This is a genomic window from Bradyrhizobium nanningense (assembly GCF_004114535.1).
In the GTDB taxonomy this organism is placed as follows: domain Bacteria; phylum Pseudomonadota; class Alphaproteobacteria; order Rhizobiales; family Xanthobacteraceae; genus Bradyrhizobium; species Bradyrhizobium nanningense.
Window position 1 is genome coordinate 429,192 of record NZ_LBJC01000033.1, and the last position, 24,833, is coordinate 454,024.

The window sequence follows — 24,833 nt, forward strand, 5'->3', positions numbered from 1 at the left end:
AGCCTAGCGGCTACAACCGGCGCTCGCGCGATCATTCCGTGGTTAAGCTTGATAGGCGTGGTCCGGGTTAATTCTGGAACCGCGCGCGCGGAGCTACCGGGCGGGGGGAGGGAAGGAATAGTGTTGGCTGGTTATGCCGCTAACCGCATTTGATTGCTGGCAGATCCTTACCGCCCTGTGACAGATTGAAGTCGAACATTGCGGCACCATCCAGCGAGATTCGCAGTCTCTTCCCCGTGCGCAGATGTGCCATCGCTTCAGCGCTGTCTAGGACCCAAATCCATAGATCCTGGCCGTCCTGACTCAAAGTGGCGAAACGCGGCACTACCGGGCCGTTGTCGAACCTGTAGCTGAGCCCGATCTTTCCCCACCCGATAGGCCGATCGAACTTTAAGACCGGCTTCACTGCGCCATTCAGACAACCGACGTAGAGCGTTGCCGCGCCATCCTGCACTGTGGCGTAAGTCTCGATGCGATCGGTCATGCGGTCTTTGAATTGACCAACCTCCCATGCGATCGCGGGGCGCATCGAAACGGCAAGGAAACACAAAACAAAAATACGCATCTCAAAATTCCCCGGGACATCAAACCGCAGCCAGACGGCAAGCGCAACCAGAAATTTCTGTGAAAACAAGCACCTATTGGAAATTGTCAACATAACTGTGGTGCCGCGCGTGCTACCGATTCGGCATGACCGATTGGAGCGACCAAACGCTGCGGCCTCTGGACGAACTGGCGCGGATTGCTTTTCCCGAGGGCAGCGGTGTGACGGGCGACACGCTGAAGCGTCGGGCGCGCAAAGGTCAGTTGCGAGTGTACCGACCGGGTAAAGCGTTCTTGTCGACCATGGCGGATGTGTGGGCGATGGTCGAGGGAACGTGCATAGGAGCGGCGCGGGTCGCTCCTGATCAGCTAGGTCTTTCGGCGGCAGAATTGTCCCATGCGGCCCTTGAGCAAGCGCGCGAAGCGCTACGGCGTCGCGAGGAACAACGCATCGAGGATGAATGGGAACGCAAATACGAAGCACGAAAGGCGGCCGAGAGACAAGCCCGGCCGCCCCGCAAATGAGTGTCAGGCGTAGAGGTGACGCTCGCGCCGGCCGCGCCGCGCAGCATGCCACCGCACGTCCGCCTCAGTGTATCCCGGCAACGCCAAGAGCCTGTCGCGCAGGCCCGCCACCGCGGCCTCGCGAACGTCGGCCTTGGTCAGGCGGAAACCGTACCGCCGAGCCGCCGCGATCGCGCTGCTAATGGCAGCCGGGCTGGCGTCGCTGGAGAAAGCCTGTACGGCTTCTCGATAGCGGCGTTCCTCCGGAGCGTGGCGGGCGAACGCGGCGCCATTGGCAAATGTGGAAGTCTCGAACCGGGTGCTCTTCATTGGTGGTCCCCTGCGTTGTTGATTTTTTAAGAATAGCAGGTGTATAGATTATTTCAATAGGAAAAACTACCGATAAAGTACGGGCCGCGTAACATGGCTACATCTGGTGATCTCGCGAAGGCACTGTCGGAATTGCTCAATGAGCCGTTTTCGACGGTCGATTTGTACGGCCGACATCTGAGAGCGGCCGGGCTCCTCAACATCAAAGGGCACGGACGCGGCGCGGCCGAGATGACTGCACGCGACGCGGCGGTGTGGCTGATCTCGCTCGCGATCGATCATGAGCGCGGTGGCGACTTCGCCAGGGAGGTCAAACGGGTTCTCGAACTGCCGATGCACGAATATCTGATCAATCCGAAGAACTATGCGGACGATCTCACGCATCTATCGGCGAAGACCGCGGGTCACGGGCTCGCGCTTTTCATTGGCGACATGCTGGTGCCGCGGATCAAAGAGCGCCTGGAACGTGGCGACGATCTCGTGACGGCAAACTTTGATGCCGACGGTGTGTTCGTTTCGCTATCGATTTTCGATCGGCCGCCAGATGAAGTGGCTCAATTTGTCAACGCACTTTACCAGCGGGGCGAACGGAAGCGGCGCGACGTCGAGCGTCTGACCGTATTTCACGGTCGCGTGCTGCTGGAGATTGCGAAACTGCTTGGTCTGAAGGCGCCGGCCTAACTCTCATCAGAAAGGAGAAAACGGAAATGAAGATCGGACAAGTGAAAAAATGGAATGCAGAACGTGGCTTCGGCTTCATCGCGACCGATGGGCACGATGTGTTTTGCCACGTCTCCGCGCTGCCGTTCGGCACCAAGGCGCTTGAAGTTGGCATGCACGTCGGGTTCGAGATCGAGATCAGCTCGCGAACCGGAAAACCGCAAGCTGCGAACGTCCGGACGGTCTAAAAAGTAAACGCCCCAGCAACGGCATTGCTGAGGCGTCGAAGGGTAGTCGTAAACTGTCGCGAGTTCACCGCTACCACACTTCGATGTCGGCCGCAATGTAAATGTGCGTGGGGCTCCAAACAAATGGAGTCCACGATGAGTCTGCTTGAACTCGATGAAGCCGAACGCCTCTCGACGCCGGTCGCGATTGAGGCACTGAACGATCTTTGTGAATGGTGGGCCGGCAGCACCGAACCTGAAATGTCGCCGCCTCTTTGTCTTGGCTGGGACATGCATCGCCTGTGGCCAAGGGAGGGTTTCGCGCTCTGGCGCGACATGATGCTCGCGTACGAGCCGCCGCTTCTCGCGCGAAACCTGCTCGGTCCGGGCGATCCTCGCCAAGCCGTGACCATGGAGCAATATGAGGCCGCTCTGATTGACCAGTGGCAGCTTTACGACCGCGAAAAGCACTGGACGGATCATCTGATCATCGACGTCATGGCAGATGAGAAGGAAGAACGCGGCTATGAGCCTTGCGGCGCCGCCTGGGAACGGACGGAAGCAACTCTAAACGACCTTGCCGCGAAGGTCGGCGCCAAACGAGCGGTAGATAAAGCCGCAGAGGATGCTCGCGAAGCCCGGCGCCTGAAGCGCCTAGATCGGTTCTTTGACCTCGACGACGCCGGGTATGCCAAATGGCTAGCGGACGGTCGGCCGTGGTCGGACGCGAAGAAAATCGAACGTTGGTCGGAGCGGCGTTTCTACGAGGAATTGGAGAAGATGAAAGCAATGCCCGTCGTTCCGTTCAAGGCGCCCGCGGCTCAGCAACCCGACCTGCTCAAGTCCTCCGGCGAGTTCGTTGCCGCGTACGAGCCACCTGACTTTCTGATCGATGGCATCCTACAGCGCCGGTATTTTTACAGCCTCACGGCGGCGACTGGATCGGGCAAAACCGCTATCGCGATGCGGATCATGGGACACGTGACCGCCGGTCGGCCGCTCAACGGCGCGGCGGTTGAGCAAGGGACCACGCTCTATTTCGCGGGTGAGAACCCGACAGACGTGCAGGCGCGCTGGCTCGGACTGACGCGCGACATGGGGATCAGTCCCGACACTACCGCCGTGCATTTCCTCGTCGGCGCCATGGATCTCAATCAAACCGCCGAGCGCATAACCGCGGAAGTGGTCCAGAAAGGGCTGAGCTTGGCCCTGGTGATCGTGGATACCGCGGCGGCCTACAATTCATCCGAGGACGAGAATTCCAACACGCAGGCGGGAGCCTACGCGCGGCAGCTCCGGTCCCTCACGCAACTACCGGGCGGCCCGACCGTCATTGTGCTCTGTCATCCGACGAAGCGGGCCGGCGACGACGACCTGATTCCGCGTGGCGGGGGTGCGTTCCTGGCCGAGGTCGACGGCAATATCGCTGTTCAGCGGCGCGACTCGTTGCTCGCTCTCAGCGCGCAGGGCAAATTCCGAGGCCCTGAGTTTCCGGCGATGCACTTCGAACTGGAAACGGTGCGCGATCATCCAAAGCTCAAAGACACGAAGGGCCGACCGATCCCGACCGTCATTGCCCGGCCGGTCGGCGGCGATAGGGCCAACGTCGTGGAAAAGGGCGCCGATCACGATAACGAGCGGGTGCTACGCGCCGTGAGCGACCGGCAAGGCTCGTCACCCACTGACCTGGCTAAGGTGCTCGACTGGACATACGGCGCTAACGCTGCGCCGAACCAAACCAAGGTGGCGCGTGTCCTAAAACGGCTGCTGAAAGAAAAGCTTGTGATCGAGCGGCTCGGTGCATGGCGGACCACTCAGACGGGGGACCGCGAGCTAAACGCGATCGACGCGAAGCGAGCCGCGATGCCAATGCCGGCGATCCCGCTGCCGCGCGGGTCAACTTCATTTTGAAGTGGACAGAACGCCACACACAGGGCTGTGAGTTTTTCCGGCCTACTTTCCCTCGGGACGCACAGTTTTCGCACATGTGCGTTTTGCGTTGTGCGTGTGTGCGAAAGTTGGAAAAAGCGTTGCAATTTCCAGGGTTTTACACCTTCGTCGGCTGTGCGAAGACGATAATCGGAAAGGGGGACGTTTACGTCCCTTCCGATCGTACGCACACACACTCATATCCTATGGTTGTGCGTGTGTGCGTAACTCTCTACGGAGCGTGGAAAACTGGAGAGCGGAATGTTTGACGAATGGATATATCGATGGAGGTTGCGAAGATTTCTCGCCGAGCGACGGCGCATCAGGAGCGCTGACATGTCCACGGCGACAGAAGGCGGATCGGAGGCGCCAGATCTAATACGCGCGCAGGAACGAGCGCTGATGATGCACGAAAATGAAATCGATCAATTTCGCTCAGAGTGGCTGGTCGAGCAGGCTTATAGATACCATGTGCCCCTACCAACGGATGAGAGTGCTTGGATCAATCCGCGTTATTCGACGAAAGCTTATTTGACACCTGAGGCAGCAACCAAGGTGCGATCCGATATCCGAGCTGAGCAAAAGGCCGATTGGGAATATTGGGCAAATCGGGTCACACTTGGACTTGGGATGATCGGCAGCATCTTCGGTGTGCTCGCCTACTTCAAGCCAAAGTGAGCGAGGGGCGTGGACAATATTCAATTCGCACCGGTTTTCCGGTCCTGTCGCGCTCGATCCAGCCGCTCAGATCAGCGATTAACGGATTATATATCTTCTACTCGCATTCTAACATACTGAATAAGCGTCTTTTTCTAGAACATGATGCGCCTATGTTGCGCCCTTGGCCGGTGATGCGGGTCAAGGGCGCAATTCACATTGGAAAAATGCGAATGAAATCCGGACCAAAATGCACGGTTTGCGGCCATGACGAGAGATGGCGAATCGAGCTGTTGCGCGCGGGCGGCGCCTCGCTCGAAAGCCTCGCCACCAAGTTCGACTTGTCCAAGGACGCGATCGGCCGGCACTGGCACAATCACGTCAGCGCCGAAATGAAGGCGTCCTATCTCGTCGGCCCGGCGCAGCTCGCCGATCTGGCCGCTAAGGCAGCGGACGAGGGCGCATCGGTGCTGGATCACTTCCGCGCGGTGCGCACGATGCTGATGTCGCAGCTTGCGGCGACCACCGAGGCGGGTGACGCGCGCGGTGCGGCGATTGTAGCGGGGCAACTCGTCGGTGTGCTGGAGAAGATCGGCAAGGTGACTGGCGAGATCGCCACGATCGCGCAAGGCACCATCAACATTCAGAACAACGTGGCGATCGTGAACAGCCCGCAGTTCGCGAAGGTGCAGGCTGCGCAACTCGCCGCTCTGGCCCCATTCCCCGACGCGCGCGCCGCGGTGGTCGCCGCCTGGCGAAAGCTCGACGCGGAGGGATCCGATGATCGGCAGCCCGCGGGCAGGGCGCCCGTGGTCATCGATGCGGTCCCGCTGCCGCCGCCTTGCCCCGTACCGCTACCGCTGCCGGAGCCGAACGCATGACCAGCATTGCTGCCGCGCTCGCCGACGCGCTGGAGGATGGCGGGTGGCGCGCCAAGGCCCGTCCCAGCCAGCTCCCGCCGCCTGGTAACTGGAACGGATGGATGATCCTGGCCGGCCGCGGCTTCGGCAAGACTCGAGCAGGGGCAGGGTGGGTGCACGAACTCGTTGAGACCCGGCAGGCCGGCCGCATCGCCTTGGTCGCCGCCACCGCCGCCGACGCGCGCGACACGCTGGTAGAGGGCGTGTCGGGGCTGCTCAACACCGCGCCGGCATGGAATAGGCCGATCTACGAGTCGAGCAAGCGCCGATTGACCTGGCCGAACGGAGCGCAAGCGACCACGTTTTCCAGCGAGGAAGCGGACCGGCTCCGCGGCCCCGAGCACGACGCTGCGTGGGCGGACGAGCTGGCCGCGTGGACCGACGTGCAGGGCACCTGGGACATGCTGCAATTCGGCCTGCGCCTCGGGAAGCGCCCGCGCTGGCTGGTGACGACCACGCCAAGGCCGATCAAGCTGATCAAAGAGCTGTTGGCGCGCCAGGGCAGGGACGTCGTGGTGACGCGCGGCTCGACCTTCGAGAATGAAGCCAACCTGGCGCCGACATTCCTGGCCGCCGTGCGGCAGCGCTACGAAGGAACGCGCCTCGGTCGCCAAGAGTTGAACGCCGAACTGCTTTCGGACAATCCCGGCGCGCTGTGGCAACTGGACTGGCTGGATCGCGACCGCGTTTCGGCTGCGCCCGAGCTGCGCCGCATCGTCGTGGCGATCGATCCCGCCGTCTCGAACAACGAAGGATCCGACGAGACCGGCATCATTGTTGCCGGTGTCGCGCGCGATGGCACGATCTACGTGCTGGAGGATTGCTCGGGTCGCTATGCGCCGCACGAGTGGGCTGCCGTGGCAATTTCAGCGTACCGCCGGCACAAGGCGGACCGGATCCTGGCCGAAGTGAACAACGGCGGCGCCATGGTTGAGGCGACAATCCGCGCGCTCGACTCGCGTGTGAGCTTCAAAGCGGTGCATGCCAGTCGGGGCAAAGTGGTGCGCGCAGAGCCAATCGCTGCGCTCTACGAGCAGCGCAAGGTTCATCACGTCGGCGGATTCGATGTGCTCGAAGATCAGATGTGTGCGTTCACGTCGGACTTTGACCGAACCAAGGTCGGCTATTCGCCGGATCGTGTCGACGCGCTTGTGTGGGCACTGACCGAGCTGAGCGGGCCGCAGAACATCACGATCATCACGGAGCTGCGGCTTTAGCAACCCGCATGGAAACGGCTCAGCGCAAGAGATTTAGCCTGTATCTTAACTCAGGTCTTCTTCTTTCGCTTTTGTCGTCGCGGCAACTGAGCTTTCAGCCGTTTCACTTCGGATTCGAGAACGAATTTGCGATGTATGAAACTCTCGACGATCGACATGATGGTATCAAGTTGTCCGGGCTTCGGCTTCCATCCTCGATGAGCTGCGGCGCCGCCCGCATCGGTTAAAATATCGAGATGGGCACGCTCCGAACTGGAAATGTGGCCTTTTGCTTGAAGCTCGTCCAGTTTTTGCCCGAACGTCAATGCAGGATCGATCTTGAGCAATTCTGACGCCCGATCAAAAATAGTTCTCGCGCCGGTAGCCGCCAGCACGCGCGCATCCACGTTAAGCGCGTTGTAGGTCTCGTTCAGAAGATCATATAATCCGCTATCTTCGAGATCGAACAACGTAAACCAGTCGGGTCGTTTTCGTTTCGCAGGCGCCGGGTAATACGCAATGCGGATGTCTGGACCGTCCGGTCCTATGTCTTCTGAGAAAACGAAGTTCTCCTGAAAGAAAACGGTTTTGCATCCGCCGCACTCCAGCATGTAGGAGGTTATTGTCTCCCACACGCCTGTATCTTCGTCGGTGGCAGTTGCTTTGTGTTCAAACAGCACATTGGCATACCGAGCTGGGCCGCAGTTCGGACAATGGCTCCTGATCTGTTTTGCTTTGGTTGTCACTTCCTACCCGGTGCCCTACTGTGGAAGGATGGTCACTCGGAATGAGCCATCGTCCGCATATGCTGCATTCATTTTTTTGTTTAGGGTGGCCTGTAGCTCCGCTGTCGTCGGATCGACGGGAACGCTTTTAATCGCCAATGGTAGGTTGAAATCACCCTTGAATAACGCTGCCATGCCAGTCCTAATCGCCTCTGCATCCTCCTCCATTCTCCCATGGGCATTCGGGAAATAGATGCGATTCATCTGGGCGGCGCTGAATGCGTATCCAACTCTCTGGCCGATCGCCGCCAGCAGTTTAGTGAACAGATCAATTCTGCGTTGGCCCCACAGGGCCCCTGTGTCTGCGCTTTTCGTCAGGTGTTCGAAGTATTCTTCCCATGCGTCGATGATGGGTTTGTCGCCATAGAAATCGATGGGCACCGCATTGATCGCCTCGACGTGTGCGGCCGTCAGGTTCGTGGCCCGGGTCGCCATGAGGGTGCGAAAGATGTTGAACCGACGGTCTCGCTTTTCGCGGAAGCCCTCGACCCACTTCTGAGCTTGGACAGCTAGGATCGGCCCGAGCAGCGTGCACGCGGCTATAACGACGTCCGATAATTTAAGAATCGATGCGGCTTCCTCAGCCATGGTCCTCTCCAACGAATCAACGAGCGATCGTTGCACAGCCTCCGCGCACGCAGCACGCTACTTGAAAGCTATCCGGCCTATTCACAGCCCTTGTCGCGCCCCGTGTCGCGCCGAGTAGCCGGCAGTTGTGGGGAATCGTTGGAAGTATTGGGGAATTTTGCGCAACAGGCGCAACACGATTTGACGGCGAAATGACCACCTAACTATTTGAAAACATTGGCGATCCCGGCAGGACTCGAACCTGCAACCCGCGGAGTAGAAATCCGCTACTCTATCCAGTTGAGCTACGGGACCGTCTGGAGCCCCTCCGGTTTGGGGGCTGGCTGTTCATCTACCATGCCATTATGAAAAATATCGTCTTTCGCCAAGCCTGAACCGAACCGTTTTCCTCAATGTCGCGACAAAGCGAGACGGTGGCATGTCAGGGTGCCGGGTTGAGCGGCAGCGGACTGGACGATGGATCACATCGCCGGGAACGCTGGCCAGCTTCCGGGATAGGGTCGCCGGACGACGGGTCAGGTATTGCTGCGCCATCAGGACGGCGTGCGCGGCGGTATTTTGATCGGTCTCCTCTGGGCTTGCCTTTCCATGGCGAATGCGACGATTTGCACCTTTGGTTCCATCGCCTTGAGTCTGTCACCTTTCCGCGCATTTGATGCTGCCTGCGGGCGGCTGTCCGCGATTTCCGGGAGTCCATCATGATCGGTCTTGTTCGCGCCGTCTCATTCTGCGCCGCGCTGGCGCTCGGCCTTTGCGCGGCGCACGCTGCCGACAAGGCGTTCAAGCGCGACGACCTCGCCGATTCCGCGATCAAGCTGGAGGCCCAGATCAAGAGCGAGGCGGGGCCGGTCGCCAAGACCAGCGCGACGCTGAAGACGGACGCCGACGCCGCTTTCCGGCGCAACGATTATCGCACCGGGCTGTCGGTGCTCGGCCAGATCGCGGCCACCACGCCGGAAGACACCGGCAACTGGCTGCGGCTCGCCAAGGTCATCTTCCAGATCTCGCCGAAGAGCTCGAGCGAGCAGACTTTCCTGCTGGAGCGCGCCTCGACCGCGGCCTACATCGCCTACCAGCGCGCCGGCAATCCGGGCGAGGAGGCCGACGCGCTCGCCGTGCTCGGCAAGTCGCTGGCCGAACGCAAGCTGTGGCGGCCGGCGCTGGATGCGCTGCGGCTGTCGCTCGACATGCGCGAGGTCGCCGACGTCCGCGGCCAATATGAGAAAATGCGCGACGAGCACGGCTTCAGGCTGCTCGACTATACCGTGGACTCGGACTCGGCGAGCCCGCGCGCCTGCTTCCAGTTCTCCGAGGAACTGGCCAAGCGCACCGACTTCGCGCCGTTCCTGGCGCTGGCGGGCCAGGACAAGCCGGCGCTGTCGGCCGAGGGCAAGCAGCTCTGCGTCGACGGGCTGAAGCACGGCGAGCGCTACAACATCAATTTGCGCGCCGGCCTGCCGTCCACGGTGAAGGAAGGCCTGCCGAAATCGGCCGAGTTCAACATCTATGTGCGCGACCGCAAGCCGTTCGTGCGCTTCACCAGCCGGGCCTATGTGCTGCCGAGGACCGGGCAGCGCGGCATTCCCGTGGTCAGCGTCAACACGCCCGCGGTCAACATCAACGTGTTCCGGATCGGTGACCGCAACCTGATCAACACGGTGGTTGACAGCGACTTCCAGAAGACGCTGTCCAAGTATCAGCTCAGCGATCTCGGCGACGAGCGCGGGGTCAAGGTCTGGACCGGCGAACTCGCGACCGCGATGACGCTGAACCAGGACGTCACCACGGCATTCCCGGTCGACCAGGCGCTCGGCGAGCTTCAGCCCGGCGTCTACGTGATGACGGCCGCGGCCAAGGGCCCGGGCTCGGACGACGATTATCAGCTAGCAACGCAATGGTTCATCGTTTCCGATCTCGGCGTGTCGGCCTATTCCGGCAATGACGGCATCCACGTGTTCGTCAACTCGCTGGCCTCGACCGATCCGGTCGGTAAGGCCGAGGTGCGGCTGGTTGCCCGCAACAACGAAATCCTGGCGACCCGCAAGACCGACGACAGCGGCCATGTGCTGTTCGAGGCCGGCCTTGCACGCGGCGAGGGCGGCCTGTCGCCGGCGATGCTGACGGTCACCGGCGAGAAGGCCGATTATGCCTTCCTCAGCCTGAAGTCCTCCGCCTTCGACCTGTCCGACCGCGGCGTCTCCGGCCGCGTGGTGCCTGCAGGCGCCGATGCCTTCGTCTATGCCGAGCGCGGCGTCTACCGTTCCAGCGAGACCGTCTATCTCACCGCGCTCTTGCGCGACGGGCAGGGCAATGCCGTCGCCGGCGGCCCGCTGACGCTGGTGATCGAACGCCCCGACGGCGTCGAATTCCGCCGTGCCCTGCTGGCCGACCAGGGTGCCGGCGGCCGGACGCTGACCGTGCCGCTCAATTCGGCCGTGCCGACCGGGACGTGGCGGGTGCGCGCCTTCACTGACCCGAAGGGTTCTTCGGTCGGCGAGACCACCTTCATGGTCGAGGATTACGTCCCTGACAGGATCGAATTCGACTTGTCGGCCAAGGACAAGCTGATCAAGGCTAACGCTCCAGTGGAGCTTAAGGCGGACGGCCATTTCCTCTATGGCGCGCCTGCCTCGGGGCTTGCACTCGAAGGCGATATGCTGGTCGCGCCTGCGGCCGAGCGTCCGGGCTTTGCCGGCTACCAGTTCGGCGTCGCCGACGAGGAGACCAATTCGAACGAGCGCACGCCGCTGGAGAACCTGCCCGAGGCCGACGCCAATGGCGTTGCGACCTTCCCGGTGACGCTGGACAAGCAGCCGGTCTCGACCCGGCCGCAGGAGGCGCAGATCTTCGTCCGCATGGTCGAGACCGGCGGCCGTGCCGTCGAGCGCAAGATCGTGCTGCCGGTCGCGCCCTCCGCGGCGCAGATCGGCGTCAAGCCGCTGTTCGGCGACAAGAACGTCGCCGAGGGCGACAAGGCCGAGTTCGACGTCGTGTTCGTCTCGCCCGAGGGCGAGAAGCTGCGCCGCGACGGCCTGCGCTACGAGCTCCTGAAGATGGAGTCGCGCTACCAATGGTATCGCCAGAACAATTACTGGGAGTACGAGCCGGTCAAGTCGACCTCGCGCGTCGCCGACGGTGACGTCACCGTTGCGGCCGACAAGCCGGCGCGGATTTCGCTCAGCCCCCAGCCGGGCCGCTACCGGCTCGATGTGAAGTCGAGCGACGCCGATGGCCCGGTGACCTCGGTGCAGTTCGACGTCGGCTGGTATTCCGACGGCAGCGCCGACACGCCGGACCTGCTGGAGACCTCGATCGATAAGCCGCAATATTCCTCCGGCGACACCATGACGGTGTCGGTCAACGTCCGCAGCGCCGGCAAGCTGACCATCAACGTGCTCGGCGACCGCCTGCTGACGACCCAGACCATCGACGTCAAGGAAGGCACCGCGCAAGTGAAGCTCCCGGTCGGCAAGGACTGGGGCACGGGCGCCTACGTGGTGGCGACGCTGCGTCGTCCGCTCGATGCCGCTGCCCAGCGCATGCCGGGCCGTGCGATCGGGCTGAAATGGTTCGGCATCGACAAGCAGACCCGCACCTTGCAGGTGAAGGTGTCGCCGCCGGCGCTGGTCCGGCCGAATTCGACGCTGAAGATCCCGGTCAAGCTCGACGGGCTCAATCCGGGCGAGGACGCCAAGATCGTCATCGCTGCGGTCGACGTCGGCATCCTCAACCTCACCAATTACAAGCCGCCGGCGCCGGACGATTACTATCTCGGCCAGCGTCGCCTGAGTGCCGAGATCCGCGATCTCTATGGGCAATTGATCGACGGCATGTCCGGCACGCGCGGCCAGATCAAGTCCGGCGGCGATGCGGGTGCGGGCGAGCTCCAGGGCTCGCCGCCCACGCAAAAGCCGCTCGCGCTCTATTCCGGCATCGTGACCGTCGCCGCTGACGGCACCGCGGAAGTCAGCTTCGACATTCCCGAGTTCGCCGGCACCGCGCGCGTGATGGCAGTGGCGTGGACCGCGACCAAGCTCGGCCGCACCAACACCGACGTCGTGATCCGCGACCCTGTTGTGCTGACCACGACCCTGCCGCGCTTCCTCCTCAATGGCGACCACGGCACGGTCAACCTCGAGATCGACAATGTCGAGGGCCAGGCCGGCGACTACGTCATCAACGTCAAGACCGGCGGGCCGCTGAAGATGACCGGCAATCCCGCGACCACGGTCAAGCTCGCCGCCAAGCAGCGCAATTCCTTCTCGCTCGCGGTCGACGCAACCGCGGCGGGGCAGGCGACGCTCGACGTCGATATCAAGGGGCCGAACGGCCTGACGCTGGCGCGCCATTACGCGCTCGACGTCAAGGCGGCGACGCAGGTGCTGGCACGGCGCTCGATCCGGACCCTTGCGAAGGGCGAGAGCCTGACGCTGACCTCGGACATGTTCTCCGACCTCGTGCCGGGCACCGGCAGCGTCTCGGTATCGGCGAGCCTGTCGACCGCGCTCGACGCCGCGACGATCCTCAAAGCGCTCGACCGCTACCCCTATGGCTGCTCGGAGCAGATCACGAGCCGCGCCATGCCGCTGCTCTATGTCAACGACCTTGCGGCCGGCGCGCATCTCGCCATGGACACCGAAGTCGACCAGCGCATCCGCGATGCGATCGAGCGGCTCTTGGCGCGCCAGGGCTCGAACGGCTCGTTCGGTCTGTGGTCGGCGGGCGGCGACGATGCCTGGCTCGACGCCTACGTGACGGACTTCCTGACCCGTGCCCGTGAAAAGGGCTTTGCGGTGCCGGACGTGCTGTTCAAGAACGCGCTCGACCGCATCCGCAACTCGGTCGTTAACGCGAACGAGCCGGAGAAGGACGGCGGCCGCGATCTCGCTTACGGCCTCTACGTGCTCGCGCGCAACGGCGCTGCGCCAATCGGCGACCTTCGCTATCTCGCCGACACCAAGCTGAGCAACCTCGCGACGCCGATCGCGAAGTCGCAGCTCGCGGCGGCACTCGCTCTGGTCGGCGACCGCAACCGTGCGGAGCGGGTTTATGGCGCCGCGCTCGACAGCCTCGCGCCGAAGCCGGTGCTGGAGTTCGGACGCACCGACTACGGCTCGCAGCTGCGCGATGCCGCAGCTTTGGTGTCGCTTGCCAGCGAAGGCAACGCGCCGAAGGCGACGCTGACGCAAGCGGTGTCGCGGGTCGAGACCGCGCGCGGGCTGACGCCCTACACCTCGACGCAGGAGAATGCGTGGCTGGTGCTGGCGGCGCGGGCGCTCGCCAAGGAGAACCTGTCCATGGAAGTGGACGGTCAGCCCGTGAAGACTGCGCTGTACCGCAGCTACAAGGCGGATACGCTGAGCGGCAAGCCGCTGAAGATCTCCAACACCGGCGATGCGCCGGTGCAGGCGGTGGTCTCGGTGTCGGGTTCGCCGGTGACGCCGGAGCCGGCGGCGTCGAACGGCTTCAAGATCGAGCGCAATTACTTCACGCTCGACGGCAAGCCGGCCGACATCAGCAAGGTCAAGCAGAACCAGCGCTTCGCGGTGGTGCTGAAAATCACCGAGGCCAAGCCCGAGTACGGCCATATCATGGTGTCCGACTATCTGCCGGCCGGCCTCGAGATCGACAATCCGCAGTTGGTCTCGTCCGGCGACAGCGGCACGCTGGACTGGATCGAAGACGGCGAGGAGCCCGAAAACACCGAATTCCGCGACGACCGCTTCACCGCGGCGGTCGATCGGGCCTCGGATTCCAAATCGGTCTTCACCGTCGCCTATGTCGTGCGCGCGGTGTCGCCGGGCAAATACGTGCTGCCGCAGGCCTATGTCGAGGACATGTACAATCCCTCGCGCTATGGCCGCACCGGCACGGGGACGGTTGAGGTGCGGGCGGCGAAGTGAGTGGCGATTGAATGAGCGCAACGGAGCCACATACTCAGTCGTCATGCCCGGGCAAGAGCGCGAAGCGCGTCTTCGCGCAGATGTCCCGGGCATCCACGACCTGTGGCACGGCCGGCAAGAACGTGGATGGCCGGGACAAGCCCGGCCATGACGGAGCACGGGGCAGAGGGCTTCGCATCCTCTCAGCCGCCGCTCTCACCTTCATCCTCGCCATCATCGGCTTCGTCGCATGGGTCTACTCGCTCGGCCCGCTGCCGCTCGACGAGGCGCGTCAGGTCTCCACCACCATTGTCGACCGCAACGGCAAGCTGCTACGGGCCTATGCGATGGCAGATGGCCGCTGGCGGCTGCCGGTCGATGCCAGGTCCAACGTCGACCCGACCTATCTCAAACTGCTCTTCGCCTATGAAGACCAGCGCTTCTACGCCCATGACGGCATCGACCCGCTGGCGTTGGGGCGGGCTGCGCTACAGCTCACGACGCGCGGCCACATCGTCTCGGGCGGCTCGACGATCACCATGCAGCTCGCGCGGCTGATGGAGCCCAGACGTCAGCGCTCGCTCCATGCCAAGCTGCGGCAGATGGTGCGCGCGATCGAGATCGAGCGCAGCATGAGCAAGGAGCGGATTCTCGACCTCTATCTCGCGCTGGCGCCTTATGGCGGCAATCTCGAAGGCATCCGCGCCGCCTCGATCGGGTATCTCGGCAAGGAGCCGAAGCGCCTGTCGCTGGCCGAGGCCGCGCTGCTGGTCGCGCTGCCGCAATCGCCGGAGACGCGCCGGCTCGATCGCCATCCCGAGGCCGCGCGCAAGGCGCGCGACCGCGTGCTCGATCGCATGGTCGAGGAGCAAGTCGTCAGCGCAGACGACGCACGGCAGGCCAAGGCCGTGCCCGTGCCAAAACTGCGCAAGCCGATGCCGATCCTGGCGCCGCATGCGTCGGATACCGCGTTGGCCACCGTCAAGGACAAGCCGGTCATCAAGCTGACGTTGGACGCGAACCTGCAGAAGGTGCTGGAGCCGCTGGCGCGCGACCGCGCCATTGCGCTCGGGCCGAACATCTCGGTCGGCATCATCGTGGTCGACAATGAGAGCGGAGACGTGCTCGCCCGCGTCGGTTCGGCCGATTATTTCGACGAGAGCCGGGCAGGGCAGGTCGACATGACCCGCGCGATCCGTTCGCCGGGCTCGACGCTAAAACCCTTCATCTACGGGCTCGCCTTCGAAGACGGCTTCGTTCATCCGGAAAGCCTGATCGACGATCGTCCCGCCCGCTTCGGCTCCTATGCGCCGGAAAATTTCGACATGACCTTCCAGGGCACGGTGCCGGTGAAGAAGGCGCTGCAATTGTCGCTCAACGTCCCGGCGATCGTGCTGCTCGACCGCGTCGGCTCCAGCCGGCTCGCGTCGCGGCTGCGCCAGGCCGGCGGCAATCTGGTGCTGCCCAAAGATGAAGCGCCGGGGCTCGCGATGGGGCTCGGTGGCGTCGGCGTGACGCTGCAGGATCTCGCCCAGCTCTATGCGGGCTTCGCCCGTCTCGGCACCACCAAGCCGCTGCGCGAGGTCATGGCTGACAAGGACGACCGCGAGCCGCTCCGGTTACTGGATCAGGTCGCGGCCTGGCAGGTCGGCAACGTGCTCTTGGGAACGCCGCCGCCGGAGAATGCCGCTCACAACCGTATCGCCTTCAAGACCGGGACCTCCTACGGCTATCGCGACGCCTGGTCGGTCGGGTTCGACGGCCGGATGACCATCGGCGTCTGGGTTGGCCGGCCCGACGGCGCGCCGGTTCCGGGCCTGATCGGGCGGGTCGCCGCTGCACCGATTCTGTTCGATGCCTTTGCCCGCACCGGCAAGACGCTGGCCCCATTGCCGAAGCCGCCAAGGGGAACTCTGCTTGCCAGCAACACCAAGCTGCCGTTGCCGCTGAAGCGGTTCCGTCCCGTGGGGGAGCTGGTGCGGACCGGCCGCGAGCAGTCGCTTCACATCCAGTTTCCGCTGAACGGCTCGCGGATCGATGTCGATCGTTCCGGGGGGCAGGAGAGCGCAGCAATGCCGGTCAAGGTCGCCGGCGGCGTTCTGCCGATGACCGTCATGGTTAACGGCACGGCGCTTGGCGAGATCGACGGCCGCCGCCAGCGCCTGATCGATCCACCTGGTCCCGGCTTTGCGCGGCTCACCGTGATCGATGCCACTGGCGCCGCGGACACAGTCGTCATTCGAATTCAATGAAGCTGGCTCAAGCGGTTGTGGCGATGGCGGTTTCAGCGTAAGCGGAACCAATGGCCGAGACCTACCCATCCCCCCGTTTTGGAGCACCCCGCGAGCCGAAATCGCCGGCAAATCCGGGCAGCGGGCTCGTGCGCATGCTCGATGTGGTCACGGCCAGCCACACCCGCGCCGTCGCCTTCCTGCTGCTGTGCGCGCTGCTGTTGTTCCTGCCGGGCTTCTTCACGATCCCCCCGATCGATCGCGACGAGGCGCGGTTTGCCCAGGCCACCAAGCAGATGGTCGAGAGCGGCGACTACGTCGATATCCGCTTCCAGGAGGACGTCCGCTACAAGAAGCCGGTCGGCATCTACTGGTTGCAATCGGCGACGGTGGAAGCGGCCTCGATGCTCAAGCTGCCGAAAGCCGAGTTGCGGATCTGGGTCTACCGGCTGCCGTCGCTGTTCGGGGCGATCGGCGCCGTGCTCATGACCTATTGGGCCGCGCTCGGCTTCGTCACACGGCGCGCCGCGGTGCTGGCGGCGCTGATGATGTGCGCTTCGGTGCTGCTCGGCGTCGAGGCGCGGCTCGCCAAGACCGACGCGATGCTGCTGTTCTGCGTGGTCGCCGCGATGGGGGCGATGGCGCGGGCCTATCTGTCCTGGCAGCGCGCCGAGGACGAGACCCATCCGCCCTGGAGTTGGCCCGCGATCTTCTGGACCGCGCTTGCGGTGGGCATCCTGATCAAGGGCCCGCTGATCTTGATGTTCGCAGGCCTGACCATCGTTGCGCTCGCGATCCAGGACCGCGATGCCTCCTGGCTGTGGAAGCTGCGTCCGGTCTGGGGCCTGATGTGGATGCTGGTGCTGGTGCTGCCCTGGTTCGTCGCGATCTTCTGGCGCGCGGGCGATGCCTTTTTCGCCGATTCCGTCGGCGGCGACATGCTGAGCAAGATAGGGGCTCAGGAATCCCATGGCGCCCCGCCCGGACTTTACCTGGCGCTGTTCTGGATCACGTTCTGGCCCGGCGCGCCGCTGGCGGCGATGGCGGCGCCCGCGGTGTGGCGGGCGCGGCGCGAGCCCGGCGCGCAGTTTCTGCTGGCCTGGCTGATCCCGTCCTGGATCGTGTTCGAGGCGGTGCTGACCAAGCTGCCGCACTACGTGCTGCCGCTCTATCCGGCGATCGCCATCCTCACCGCCGGTGCGGTGGAGCGGCGCGTGCTGTCGCGCTCCTGGCTGATGCGCGGTTCGGCCTGGTGGTTCGCGATTCCCGCAGCCGCCTCGATCATCGCGGTGGTCGGCGCGGTGATGCTGACGCGGCAGCCGGCCTTCGTGGCCTGGCCGTTCATCGCGGCGTCGCTGATCTTCGGCCTGTTCGCCTGGTGGCTCTACGACAACAATCGCGCCGAGCGCTCGCTGCTCAACGCGCTGGTTGCGGCCCTGATGCTGGCGGTGACGGTATACGGCATCGTGCTGCCGTCGCTGGCGCCGCTGTTTCCGAGCATCGAGGTCGCCCGCGCGCTCCGCAACGTCACCTGCGTCGGGCCGAAGGCGGCGGCTGCCGGCTATCACGAGCCGAGCCTCGTCTTTCTGACGGGCACCCAGACGGTGCTCACCGACGGGTCGGGCGCGGCGGATTTCCTGCGGCAAGGAAGCTGCCGATTTGCGCTGATCGAGCAGCGCTCGGAGCGCAGCTTCGCGCAGCGCGCCGAGGCGATCGGGCTGCGCTATAAGGTCGGCACCCGCATCGACGGCTACAATTTCTCGCAAGGCCGCGCGATCTCGATCGCGATCTTCCGCTCGGAAGGCACCGAATAGGATGCCGGCCTCGACCAGCACTGCGCCACGTCCGGGCTATCCCGCGCAATTGTTCGCCGTGTCGCGGCGGGCGCTGGCGCAGCTCGTTCGCACGCCCTCGCATTCACGCCGCGCGGAGGCCGCGCGAAAACTGGCGCGGCATTCGCTGTGGCTCAGTGCGGCGGGCGCCGCCCTCGTCATCGTGCTGATGGTCGCGTTCGACCAGGCCGAGATCCAGCTGATGCCCGCGCGCGGCACGCCCGGCCTGTGGCCGATCCGCATCCTCACCGATTTCGGCAAGGACGAGTATCTGCTCGCGGCGCTCGGGGCCGCGCTGGTGGTATTGGCGCTCGTTGCGGCAGGGCATCACGGAACTCGCCGCGCGCTGCTGCTCGGCCTCGGCACGCGGCTGCAATTTGTGTTTCTGTCGATTGCTGTGTCGGCATTCGTTGCCGAGATCCTGAAATATGTCGTCGGCCGCGGACGTCCATTTGTCGGCGGCAGGGCCAATCCGTTCAACTTCATGCCGTTCGACGGGACGGGGGCTTATGCCAGCCTGCCGTCAGGTCATGCCGTGGCAGCATTCGCCCTGGCGTTCGCGGTATCGGCATTGTGGCCGCGCCTGCGCGTGTTCATGTTCACTTACGCAATCGTGATCTTGTTGACGCGGCTGGTGCTGGTCGCGCATCACCCGAGCGACGTGGTGGCCGGCGCCCTGGTCGGCACGGTCGGCGCCATGGCAGTCCGTTACTGGTTCGCGGCCCGCAGGCTGGGCTTTGCCATCCGTGCCGATGGCACCATCGTGCCTCTCGCGGGGGCAATCTCGGGCCGCCTCAAAAGGGTTGCCCACGGGGCATCCGCCCCATAAAAGCGGCTGCCTGCCGGGGCCGTCGGTTCCTCGGGTCGCAAGCCAATGCCAACCACGAGCTATGATTTGTCGACGTCCCAGCCTTCGGTTTCTCAGCCTTCGGTTTCCATCGTCGTCCCCGTGCGCAACGAAGCCGACAACATCGCGCCGCTGATCGCGGAGATCGGTGCGGCGCTCGATGACCGCTGGGCCTATGAGATCATCTATGTCAACGACGGCTCGACCGATGCGACCGGCGAACGGCTCGCGGCGATCATGGCGCAGCGGAGCAATCTGCGTCAGCTCCGCCATGCCAGATCAGGCGGCCAATCCGCGGCCGTGCGCAGCGGCGTACGCGCCGCGCGCGGCATGATCGTGGCGACACTCGACGGTGACGGCCAGAACAATCCGGCCTTCCTGCCCGACCTGATCTCGGCGGTCGAGAAGGGCGCAGGGCGCGTCGGACTCGCCGCCGGGCAACGGGTCGGACGCAAGGATACCGGCTTCAAGAAATTCCAGTCGCGCGTGGCGAACGGGATCCGCAACGCCATCCTGAAGGACGGCACGCGGGATACCGGCTGCGGGCTGAAGGCGTTCCGGCGCGACGTCTTCCTGATGCTGCCCTATTTCGACGGGCTGCACCGCTTCCTGCCGGCGCTGGTTCGCCGCGAAGGCTACGATATCGCCTATGTCGACGTGATCGACCGGCCGCGCCATTCCGGCGTGTCGAACTACGGCTTCTTCGATCGGCTGTGGATCGGCATCATGGATCTCGCCGGTGTATGGTGGCTGATCCGCCGCAAGAAGCCGACACCAGAAGTGACTGAGGTGAACGCATGATCATCCAATACGGTCAGGCGCTGAGCAATTATCTCTACGACGTCTTCGTCGCCAAGTTCGATTTCTGGCTGGCATTCGGCCTCGTCGCGCAGCTGTTCTTCACCGCGCGCTTCCTGGTGCAGTGGATCGCGAGCGAACGCGCCGGCAACAGCGTGGTGCCGATGGCGTTCTGGTTCTGCTCGATGGGCGGCGGCCTGATGACGCTGGTCTACGGCGTCGTGAAGCGCGAGCCGGTCATCATCCTCGGACAGGCGCTGGCGACCATCATCTATATCCGCAACATCATGCTGATCATCAAGAACCGCGGCAGCGCCTCGAAGACGCTGGATCGGTGAGGCTCCTGCAACGACAATGTGAAGCGCGATGAGTATCTATCCTCATCGCATCGCGCTTCAGCGCGGCACCGCCGAGGCCGTGCCCGACGCGGGCAGGGCGGCTGTCTCCGCCTCGGTCCTGCGATAGGGCACGCCGGCCGCGTCCAGCACGGGGTAGGCGACCGAGCAGATATGCGAGTGGATGCGCCTGAGGTCGCGCAGCACGTCGAGATGCAGCGACGTCGTCTCGATGGTTTCGGGGCGACCCTCGCGCAGGCGGTCGAGATGCCGCTCGACCGCGGCAAGCTCGGTGTTGCGCAGCGCCGTCTTCTCCACCAGCAGCTTGCGCGCCTCGTTGGCGTCACCCGACATGAAGACACCGAAGGCGATCCGCAGCGAGTCCATCGTGCGCTTGTGGAAGGCGGCGAGCTCGTCGGCCCCTTCCGCCGAGAACTGGAAACGCCGCTTGATCTTCTTGGTCGCGAGCTCGCTCAGGCTCTTGTCGATGATGTCGCCGATATGCTCGAGGTTGATGGCGAAGGAGATGATCTCCATCGCGCGCCGCCCCTCGCTTTCGTCGAGGCTACCCCGCATCAGCTTGGTCACGTAGAGCTTGATGGCTTCGTCGAGACCGTCGACGAAATTGTCCATCTTGGAGACCTGGTCGACCAGCGCACGGTCGCCCGTCATCATCGCGGCCATCACCTTGCGCAGCATGACCTCGACGAGATCGCCCATGCGCAACGTCTCGCGAGCGGCGTCGGCGAGTGCCAGCGACGGCGTCTCCAGCGCGGTCTCGTCGAGATAGCGCGGCCGGGCCGGGTCGGCCTCCTGCACGCGATCCGGCAAGAGACGGATGAGCAGGCGCGACATGGCGTCGAGCAGGCCGATGAAGACGAGGGCCGTGCCGAGGTTGAAGGCGATGTGGAAGGCCGCCGTCATCTTGGCGAGATCGGGCTGCCAGGCGTGCATATGCTCGGCGATCGTGCCCAGGAAGGGCAGGACGAGGGCAATGCCGATCACGCGGTTGACGAGATTGCCGACCGGCAGGCGATAGCTCGCGGCATCGTCGCGCTTGGCGCCCTCGAACACCGGATTGATGGCACTGCCGAGATTGGCCCCGAGCACCAGCGCCAGCGCGGCGTAGGGCGTGATGAACTGCGAATAGGCCAGCGACATGATCAAGAGCACGCTGGCGACGCTCGAATGCACCACCCAGGTGACGAGGGCGGCGATGACGACGCACAGAATGGGATCACCCGTGATGGCCGACATCACGACGCGAACGCCGGGCGCGTTCTCGGCCGGCGCCAGCGTGTCGAGCAGGATATGCAGCGAGAGCAGCATCAGGCCGAGGCCGATGCAGACGCGGCCGACGTCCTTGATCCGTGAGCGCGGGCCGGAGCGGAAGGCGACGAGGCCGAGCACGAACAGGACCGGCGCAACGGCTGCGATATTGAACGACAGCACCTGCACGATCAGCGTGGTGCCGACATTGGCCCCGAGCATGATGGCGAGCGCCGCCGCGAGGCTGACGAGCCCCTCGGCCGCGAACGAACTGGTGATCAAGGCGGTCGCCGTGCTGCTCTGGAGCAGGGCGGTGAGCCCGAGGCCGGCGGCGAAGGCGCTGGCGCGGTTGCTCAGTGCCTTGCCGAGCAGGCGCCGCAGGTCAGGGCCGAAGGCGCGCAAAATCCCGCTGTGGACCATATGCAGGCCCCACAGCAACAGCGCCACGCCGCCCATAAGATCGAGCAGAACCAACGTTCCCATGCTCCGTGTCCGGATTGGAGTCGATTGGTGAGGCTAGCGCCAAATGCTTGAGGTTCAAACCATTTGTTGGCGCGTCAGCGTTAACGTTTACGACACGTGCACGCTCCCGCGGCGCACCTCGTGCGTCCGCCGCGGCGCACCTCGTGCGTCCGCCGCGGCGCTATGCCGTGTCTTCGCGCACGATGCCCTGTGAGCAGGCTCACATTGCCGCCTTGAGGGCAGCGAAGCCGCGATCGAGATCGGCCTTGAGATCGTCGACGCTCTCGAGCCCGATGTGGAGGCGCAGTGTGGGGCCGCCCGGCGACCACTTGGTCGCGGTGCGATAGGCGTCGCAATCGAAGGGAATCGCAAGGCTCTCGAAGCCGCCCCAGGAAAAGCCCATGCCGAACAGCTTGAGCGTGTTGAGCATGGTGTCGACCGCCTTCTGCGGCACGGGCTTCAGCACGATGCTGAACAGCCCTGAGGCGCCGGTGAAGTCGCGCTTCCAGATGGCGTGACCGGGATCGGTCTCCAGGCCCGGATGCAGCACGCGAGCGACCTCGGGACGGCCGGCCAGCCAGCGCGCCATGTCGAGACCGGAGCGATGATGCTGCGCCAGGCGCACCGACAGCGTGCGCAGGCCGCGCAGCGCGAGGAAGACATCGTCGGGACCGGCGCAGACGCCGAGCAGGCGGATGCCTTCGGCGACCATCGGCCAAGCCTTGGCGTTGGCCGATATCGTGCCGAACATGATGTCGGAATGGCCGCCGATATATTTGGTGGCGGCCTGCATGCTGACGTCGACGCCCTGGTCGAGCGAGCGGTGATAGAGCGGCGTCGCCCAGGTGTTGTCGTCGATGACGAGCGCGCCGCGCGCATGGGCCACCTCGGCGATGGCGCGAATGTCCGGCATCTCGAACGATTGCGAGCCCGGCGCCTCCACCAGCACCGCACGGGTGTTCGGCTTGAACAGCTTGTCGATGCCGGCACCGATCAGCGGGTCAAAGTAGGTGGTCTCGACGCCGTAGCGGGCCAGCATGCCGTTGCAGAAATTGCGCGAGGGCCGGTAGACGTTGTCGACGACCAGAATGTGGTCGCCGGTCTTCAGCACCGAGAGCAGGGTGGTGGAGATCGCCGACAGCCCCGATGGCACGATGCCGACGCCGGCGCATTGCGGCCCCTCCAGCGCCATCAGCGTCTCCTGGAACGCCTTGGTCGTGGGGGAACCGTGCCGGCCATAGGTGAACTCGCCGCGATGGGCGTGCAGGTCCTCGGCGGTCGGATAGAGCACGGTCGAGCCGTGGAAAACCGGCGGATTGACGAACCCCTTCTGCGCCTTGGTGTCGCGGCCGGAGGTGACCAGCCGGGTCTCGGCCTGCTGCTCTTGGGGGTGCGAGGAATCCATGCGTCTGCTTTCAAAACCGCGTTTCCGCTCGGGCGTGGCGCCTGACGGGCTGGCCGAAAGGCCGCTATCGTTAATAACAGAACACAGAAGAGTCCCGTCAACCCCTTGACCCGGCACGCCAGTCGTTCTGTGATGCGGAGGTGCTATTCAGTCGCCGCATGTTGAGGGGCCTGCCGCGACCTTCGATCCATCGTCTGACCGAACCTTGCGCCACAGCTAAACAAAAGGGCGGGCGCCAGCGGCGGGGATTAAGGTATGGCCTCCCGGGATCGGCGAGTGTTCGGCAAGGTTTTCCAGCATGACTCTTGCAGGGCCGGTTTTGATACGCCCGGCGCGGCAGGGATGATCCTGAGACAACGTTCCTTGAGACGACTTTGAAAGGCCCAAAGCCCATGAAACGCGTAACCCTGGCTCTCACCCTTGCTCTCGCCGCCGGCCTCTCCGCGCAAGCCGCCGATGCACAAACGCTCAAGACCATCAAGGACCGGGGCATGCTGTCCTGCGGCGTCAGCCAGGGCCTGCCGGGTTTCTCCTCGCCCGACGACAAGGGCAACTGGACCGGCCTCGACGTCGACGTCTGCAAGGCGATCGCCGGGGCGATCTTCAACGATGCGAGCAAGGTCAAGTACGTGCCGCTGTCCGCCAAGGACCGCTTCACCGCGCTGCAATCCGGCGAGATCGACGTGCTCTCGCGCAACACCACCTGGACCATCTCGCGCGACACCTCGCTCGGCGCCAACTTTACCGGCGTGACCTATTATGACGGGCAGGGCTTCATGGTGAAGAAGTCGCTCAAGGTGAACTCGGCGCTCGAGCTCAACAGCGCCTCGGTCTGCGTGCAGACCGGCACCACCACCGAGCAGAATCTCGCCGACTACTTCAAGGCCAACAACATGAAGTATGAGGTGATCGCGTTCGGCACCAACGACGAAACCGTCAAGGCCTACGAGGCCGGTCGCTGCGACGTCTTCACCACCGACCAGTCGGGCCTCTACGCCAACCGCCTGAAGCTCGCCAATCCCAATGACCACATGGTGCTCCCCGAGATCATCTCGAAGGAGCCGCTCGGCCCGATGGTGCGCCACGGCGACGACCAATGGTTCGACATCGTGAAGTGGACCCTGTTCGCGATGCTCACCGCCGAAGAGCTCGGCGTGACCTCGAAGAACGTCGACGAGAAAGCCAAGCTGGAAAATCCCGAGTTGAAGCGCGTGCTCGGCACCGACGGCAATTTCGGCGAACAGCTCGGCCTGACCAAGGACTGGGTGGTGCGGATCGTGAAGGCGGTCGGCAATTACGGCGAAGTGTTCGATCGCAATGTCGGCGCAGGCTCGCCGCTCGGCATCAATCGCGGTCTCAACAATCTCTGGAACAAGGGCGGTCTTCAGTACGCGCCGCCGATCCGCTGATCGCCCCCCGCTGGCAGCGGCAGC

The 24,833-nt window shown here is 64.0% G+C and carries 20 protein-coding genes and 1 tRNA gene; 14 read left to right on the forward strand and 7 right to left on the reverse strand.

Annotated elements, in window-relative coordinates:
• Window positions 1-139: 139 nt before the first annotated feature.
• Window positions 140-634, reverse strand: a complete 495-nt coding sequence (locus XH84_RS30985) for a hypothetical protein (RefSeq protein WP_128921859.1) — start codon at window positions 632-634, stop codon at window positions 140-142.
• A gap of 56 nt (window positions 635-690) precedes the next feature.
• On the opposite strand from XH84_RS30985, the gene XH84_RS30990 reads away from it, so the two are divergent.
• The gene (locus XH84_RS30990; protein WP_128921858.1) at window positions 691-1,068 is read left to right on the forward strand and encodes a hypothetical protein; all 378 of its coding nucleotides are present in this window, start codon (window positions 691-693) and stop codon (window positions 1,066-1,068) included.
• A 3-nt stretch (window positions 1,069-1,071) separates the two neighbouring features.
• Here the strand turns inward: XH84_RS30990 and XH84_RS30995 are convergent, their stop codons facing one another.
• Complete coding sequence (locus tag XH84_RS30995; RefSeq protein WP_128921857.1) at window positions 1,072-1,377, reverse strand: hypothetical protein; 306 nt, start codon at window positions 1,375-1,377, stop codon at window positions 1,072-1,074.
• Window positions 1,378-1,509: 132 nt separating this feature from the next.
• Here XH84_RS30995 and XH84_RS31000 point away from each other — a divergent pair, with 132 nt between their 5' ends.
• The 6 genes from XH84_RS31000 (at window position 1,510) to XH84_RS31025 (ending at window position 6,987) form a co-directional block, all read left to right on the forward strand.
• Complete coding sequence (locus XH84_RS31000) at window positions 1,510-2,058, forward strand: hypothetical protein (RefSeq protein WP_128921856.1); 549 nt, start codon at window positions 1,510-1,512, stop codon at window positions 2,056-2,058.
• Between the two features lie 26 nt (window positions 2,059-2,084).
• Complete coding sequence (locus tag XH84_RS31005; protein WP_128921855.1) at window positions 2,085-2,285, forward strand: cold-shock protein; 201 nt, start codon at window positions 2,085-2,087, stop codon at window positions 2,283-2,285.
• Between the two features lie 135 nt (window positions 2,286-2,420).
• A complete protein-coding gene (locus tag XH84_RS31010; protein ID WP_164936567.1) occupies window positions 2,421-4,175 on the forward strand; it encodes an AAA family ATPase in 1,755 nt (584 codons plus the stop codon).
• A 354-nt stretch (window positions 4,176-4,529) separates the two neighbouring features.
• Window positions 4,530-4,871, forward strand: a complete 342-nt coding sequence (locus XH84_RS31015) for a hypothetical protein (protein WP_128921853.1) — start codon at window positions 4,530-4,532, stop codon at window positions 4,869-4,871.
• A gap of 212 nt (window positions 4,872-5,083) precedes the next feature.
• Window positions 5,084-5,731 carry a hypothetical protein gene (locus XH84_RS31020; protein WP_128921852.1) on the forward strand — a complete coding sequence of 216 codons (648 nt, stop codon included), beginning with the start codon at window positions 5,084-5,086 and terminating at the stop codon, window positions 5,729-5,731.
• Window positions 5,728-6,987 (forward strand): DNA-packaging protein, encoded by a 1,260-nt coding sequence (locus XH84_RS31025; protein WP_128921851.1) that lies wholly within the window; start codon window positions 5,728-5,730, stop codon window positions 6,985-6,987. The genes XH84_RS31020 and XH84_RS31025 overlap by 4 nt, the downstream gene beginning before the upstream one ends.
• 50 nt (window positions 6,988-7,037) lie before the next feature.
• On the opposite strand, the gene XH84_RS31030 is transcribed toward XH84_RS31025, so the two are convergent.
• The 3 genes from XH84_RS31030 to XH84_RS31040 form a co-directional block, all read right to left on the reverse strand.
• The gene (locus XH84_RS31030; RefSeq protein ID WP_128921850.1) at window positions 7,038-7,712 is read right to left on the reverse strand and encodes a DUF4145 domain-containing protein; all 675 of its coding nucleotides are present in this window, start codon (window positions 7,710-7,712) and stop codon (window positions 7,038-7,040) included.
• A gap of 15 nt (window positions 7,713-7,727) precedes the next feature.
• Complete coding sequence (locus XH84_RS31035; RefSeq protein WP_128921849.1) at window positions 7,728-8,339, reverse strand: DUF6680 family protein; 612 nt, start codon at window positions 8,337-8,339, stop codon at window positions 7,728-7,730.
• Between the two features lie 217 nt (window positions 8,340-8,556).
• Window positions 8,557-8,633 (reverse strand) — tRNA-Arg (locus tag XH84_RS31040).
• Between the two features lie 404 nt (window positions 8,634-9,037).
• Between XH84_RS31040 and XH84_RS31045 the strand changes: the two genes are divergently transcribed.
• The 6 genes from XH84_RS31045 (at window position 9,038) to XH84_RS31070 (ending at window position 20,267) form a co-directional block, all read left to right on the forward strand.
• Window positions 9,038-14,242 (forward strand): alpha-2-macroglobulin family protein, encoded by a 5,205-nt coding sequence (locus tag XH84_RS31045; RefSeq protein WP_128921848.1) that lies wholly within the window; start codon window positions 9,038-9,040, stop codon window positions 14,240-14,242.
• Between the two features lie 80 nt (window positions 14,243-14,322).
• The gene (gene pbpC, locus XH84_RS31050) at window positions 14,323-16,473 is read left to right on the forward strand and encodes a penicillin-binding protein 1C (protein ID WP_245471902.1); all 2,151 of its coding nucleotides are present in this window, start codon (window positions 14,323-14,325) and stop codon (window positions 16,471-16,473) included.
• A gap of 50 nt (window positions 16,474-16,523) precedes the next feature.
• On the forward strand, window positions 16,524-18,266 hold the full coding sequence (locus XH84_RS31055; RefSeq protein WP_128921847.1) for an ArnT family glycosyltransferase: 1,743 nt from the start codon (window positions 16,524-16,526) through the stop codon (window positions 18,264-18,266).
• A 1-nt stretch (window position 18,267) separates the two neighbouring features.
• Window positions 18,268-19,113 carry a phosphatase PAP2 family protein gene (locus tag XH84_RS31060; RefSeq protein WP_128921846.1) on the forward strand — a complete coding sequence of 282 codons (846 nt, stop codon included), beginning with the start codon at window positions 18,268-18,270 and terminating at the stop codon, window positions 19,111-19,113.
• Window positions 19,114-19,158: 45 nt separating this feature from the next.
• Window positions 19,159-19,932, forward strand: a complete 774-nt coding sequence (locus tag XH84_RS31065) for a glycosyltransferase family 2 protein (RefSeq protein ID WP_164936566.1) — start codon at window positions 19,159-19,161, stop codon at window positions 19,930-19,932.
• Window positions 19,929-20,267, forward strand: a complete 339-nt coding sequence (locus tag XH84_RS31070) for a lipid-A-disaccharide synthase N-terminal domain-containing protein (RefSeq protein ID WP_128921845.1) — start codon at window positions 19,929-19,931, stop codon at window positions 20,265-20,267. Before XH84_RS31065 ends, XH84_RS31070 begins: the two co-directional genes overlap by 4 nt.
• A 57-nt stretch (window positions 20,268-20,324) precedes the next feature.
• Here XH84_RS31070 and XH84_RS31075 read toward each other — a convergent pair whose 3' ends face one another.
• On the reverse strand, window positions 20,325-22,016 hold the full coding sequence (locus XH84_RS31075) for a Na/Pi cotransporter family protein (protein ID WP_128921844.1): 1,692 nt from the start codon (window positions 22,014-22,016) through the stop codon (window positions 20,325-20,327).
• 199 nt (window positions 22,017-22,215) lie between these two features.
• Window positions 22,216-23,400: a cystathionine beta-lyase gene (metC, locus tag XH84_RS31080; protein WP_128921843.1), complete on the reverse strand. Its 1,185-nt coding sequence runs from the start codon at window positions 23,398-23,400 to the stop codon at window positions 22,216-22,218.
• Window positions 23,401-23,792: 392 nt separating this feature from the next.
• Between metC and XH84_RS31085 the strand changes: the two genes are divergently transcribed.
• A complete protein-coding gene (locus tag XH84_RS31085; protein WP_128921842.1) occupies window positions 23,793-24,809 on the forward strand; it encodes an amino acid ABC transporter substrate-binding protein in 1,017 nt (338 codons plus the stop codon).
• The last annotated feature ends 24 nt before the right edge of the window (window positions 24,810-24,833 follow it).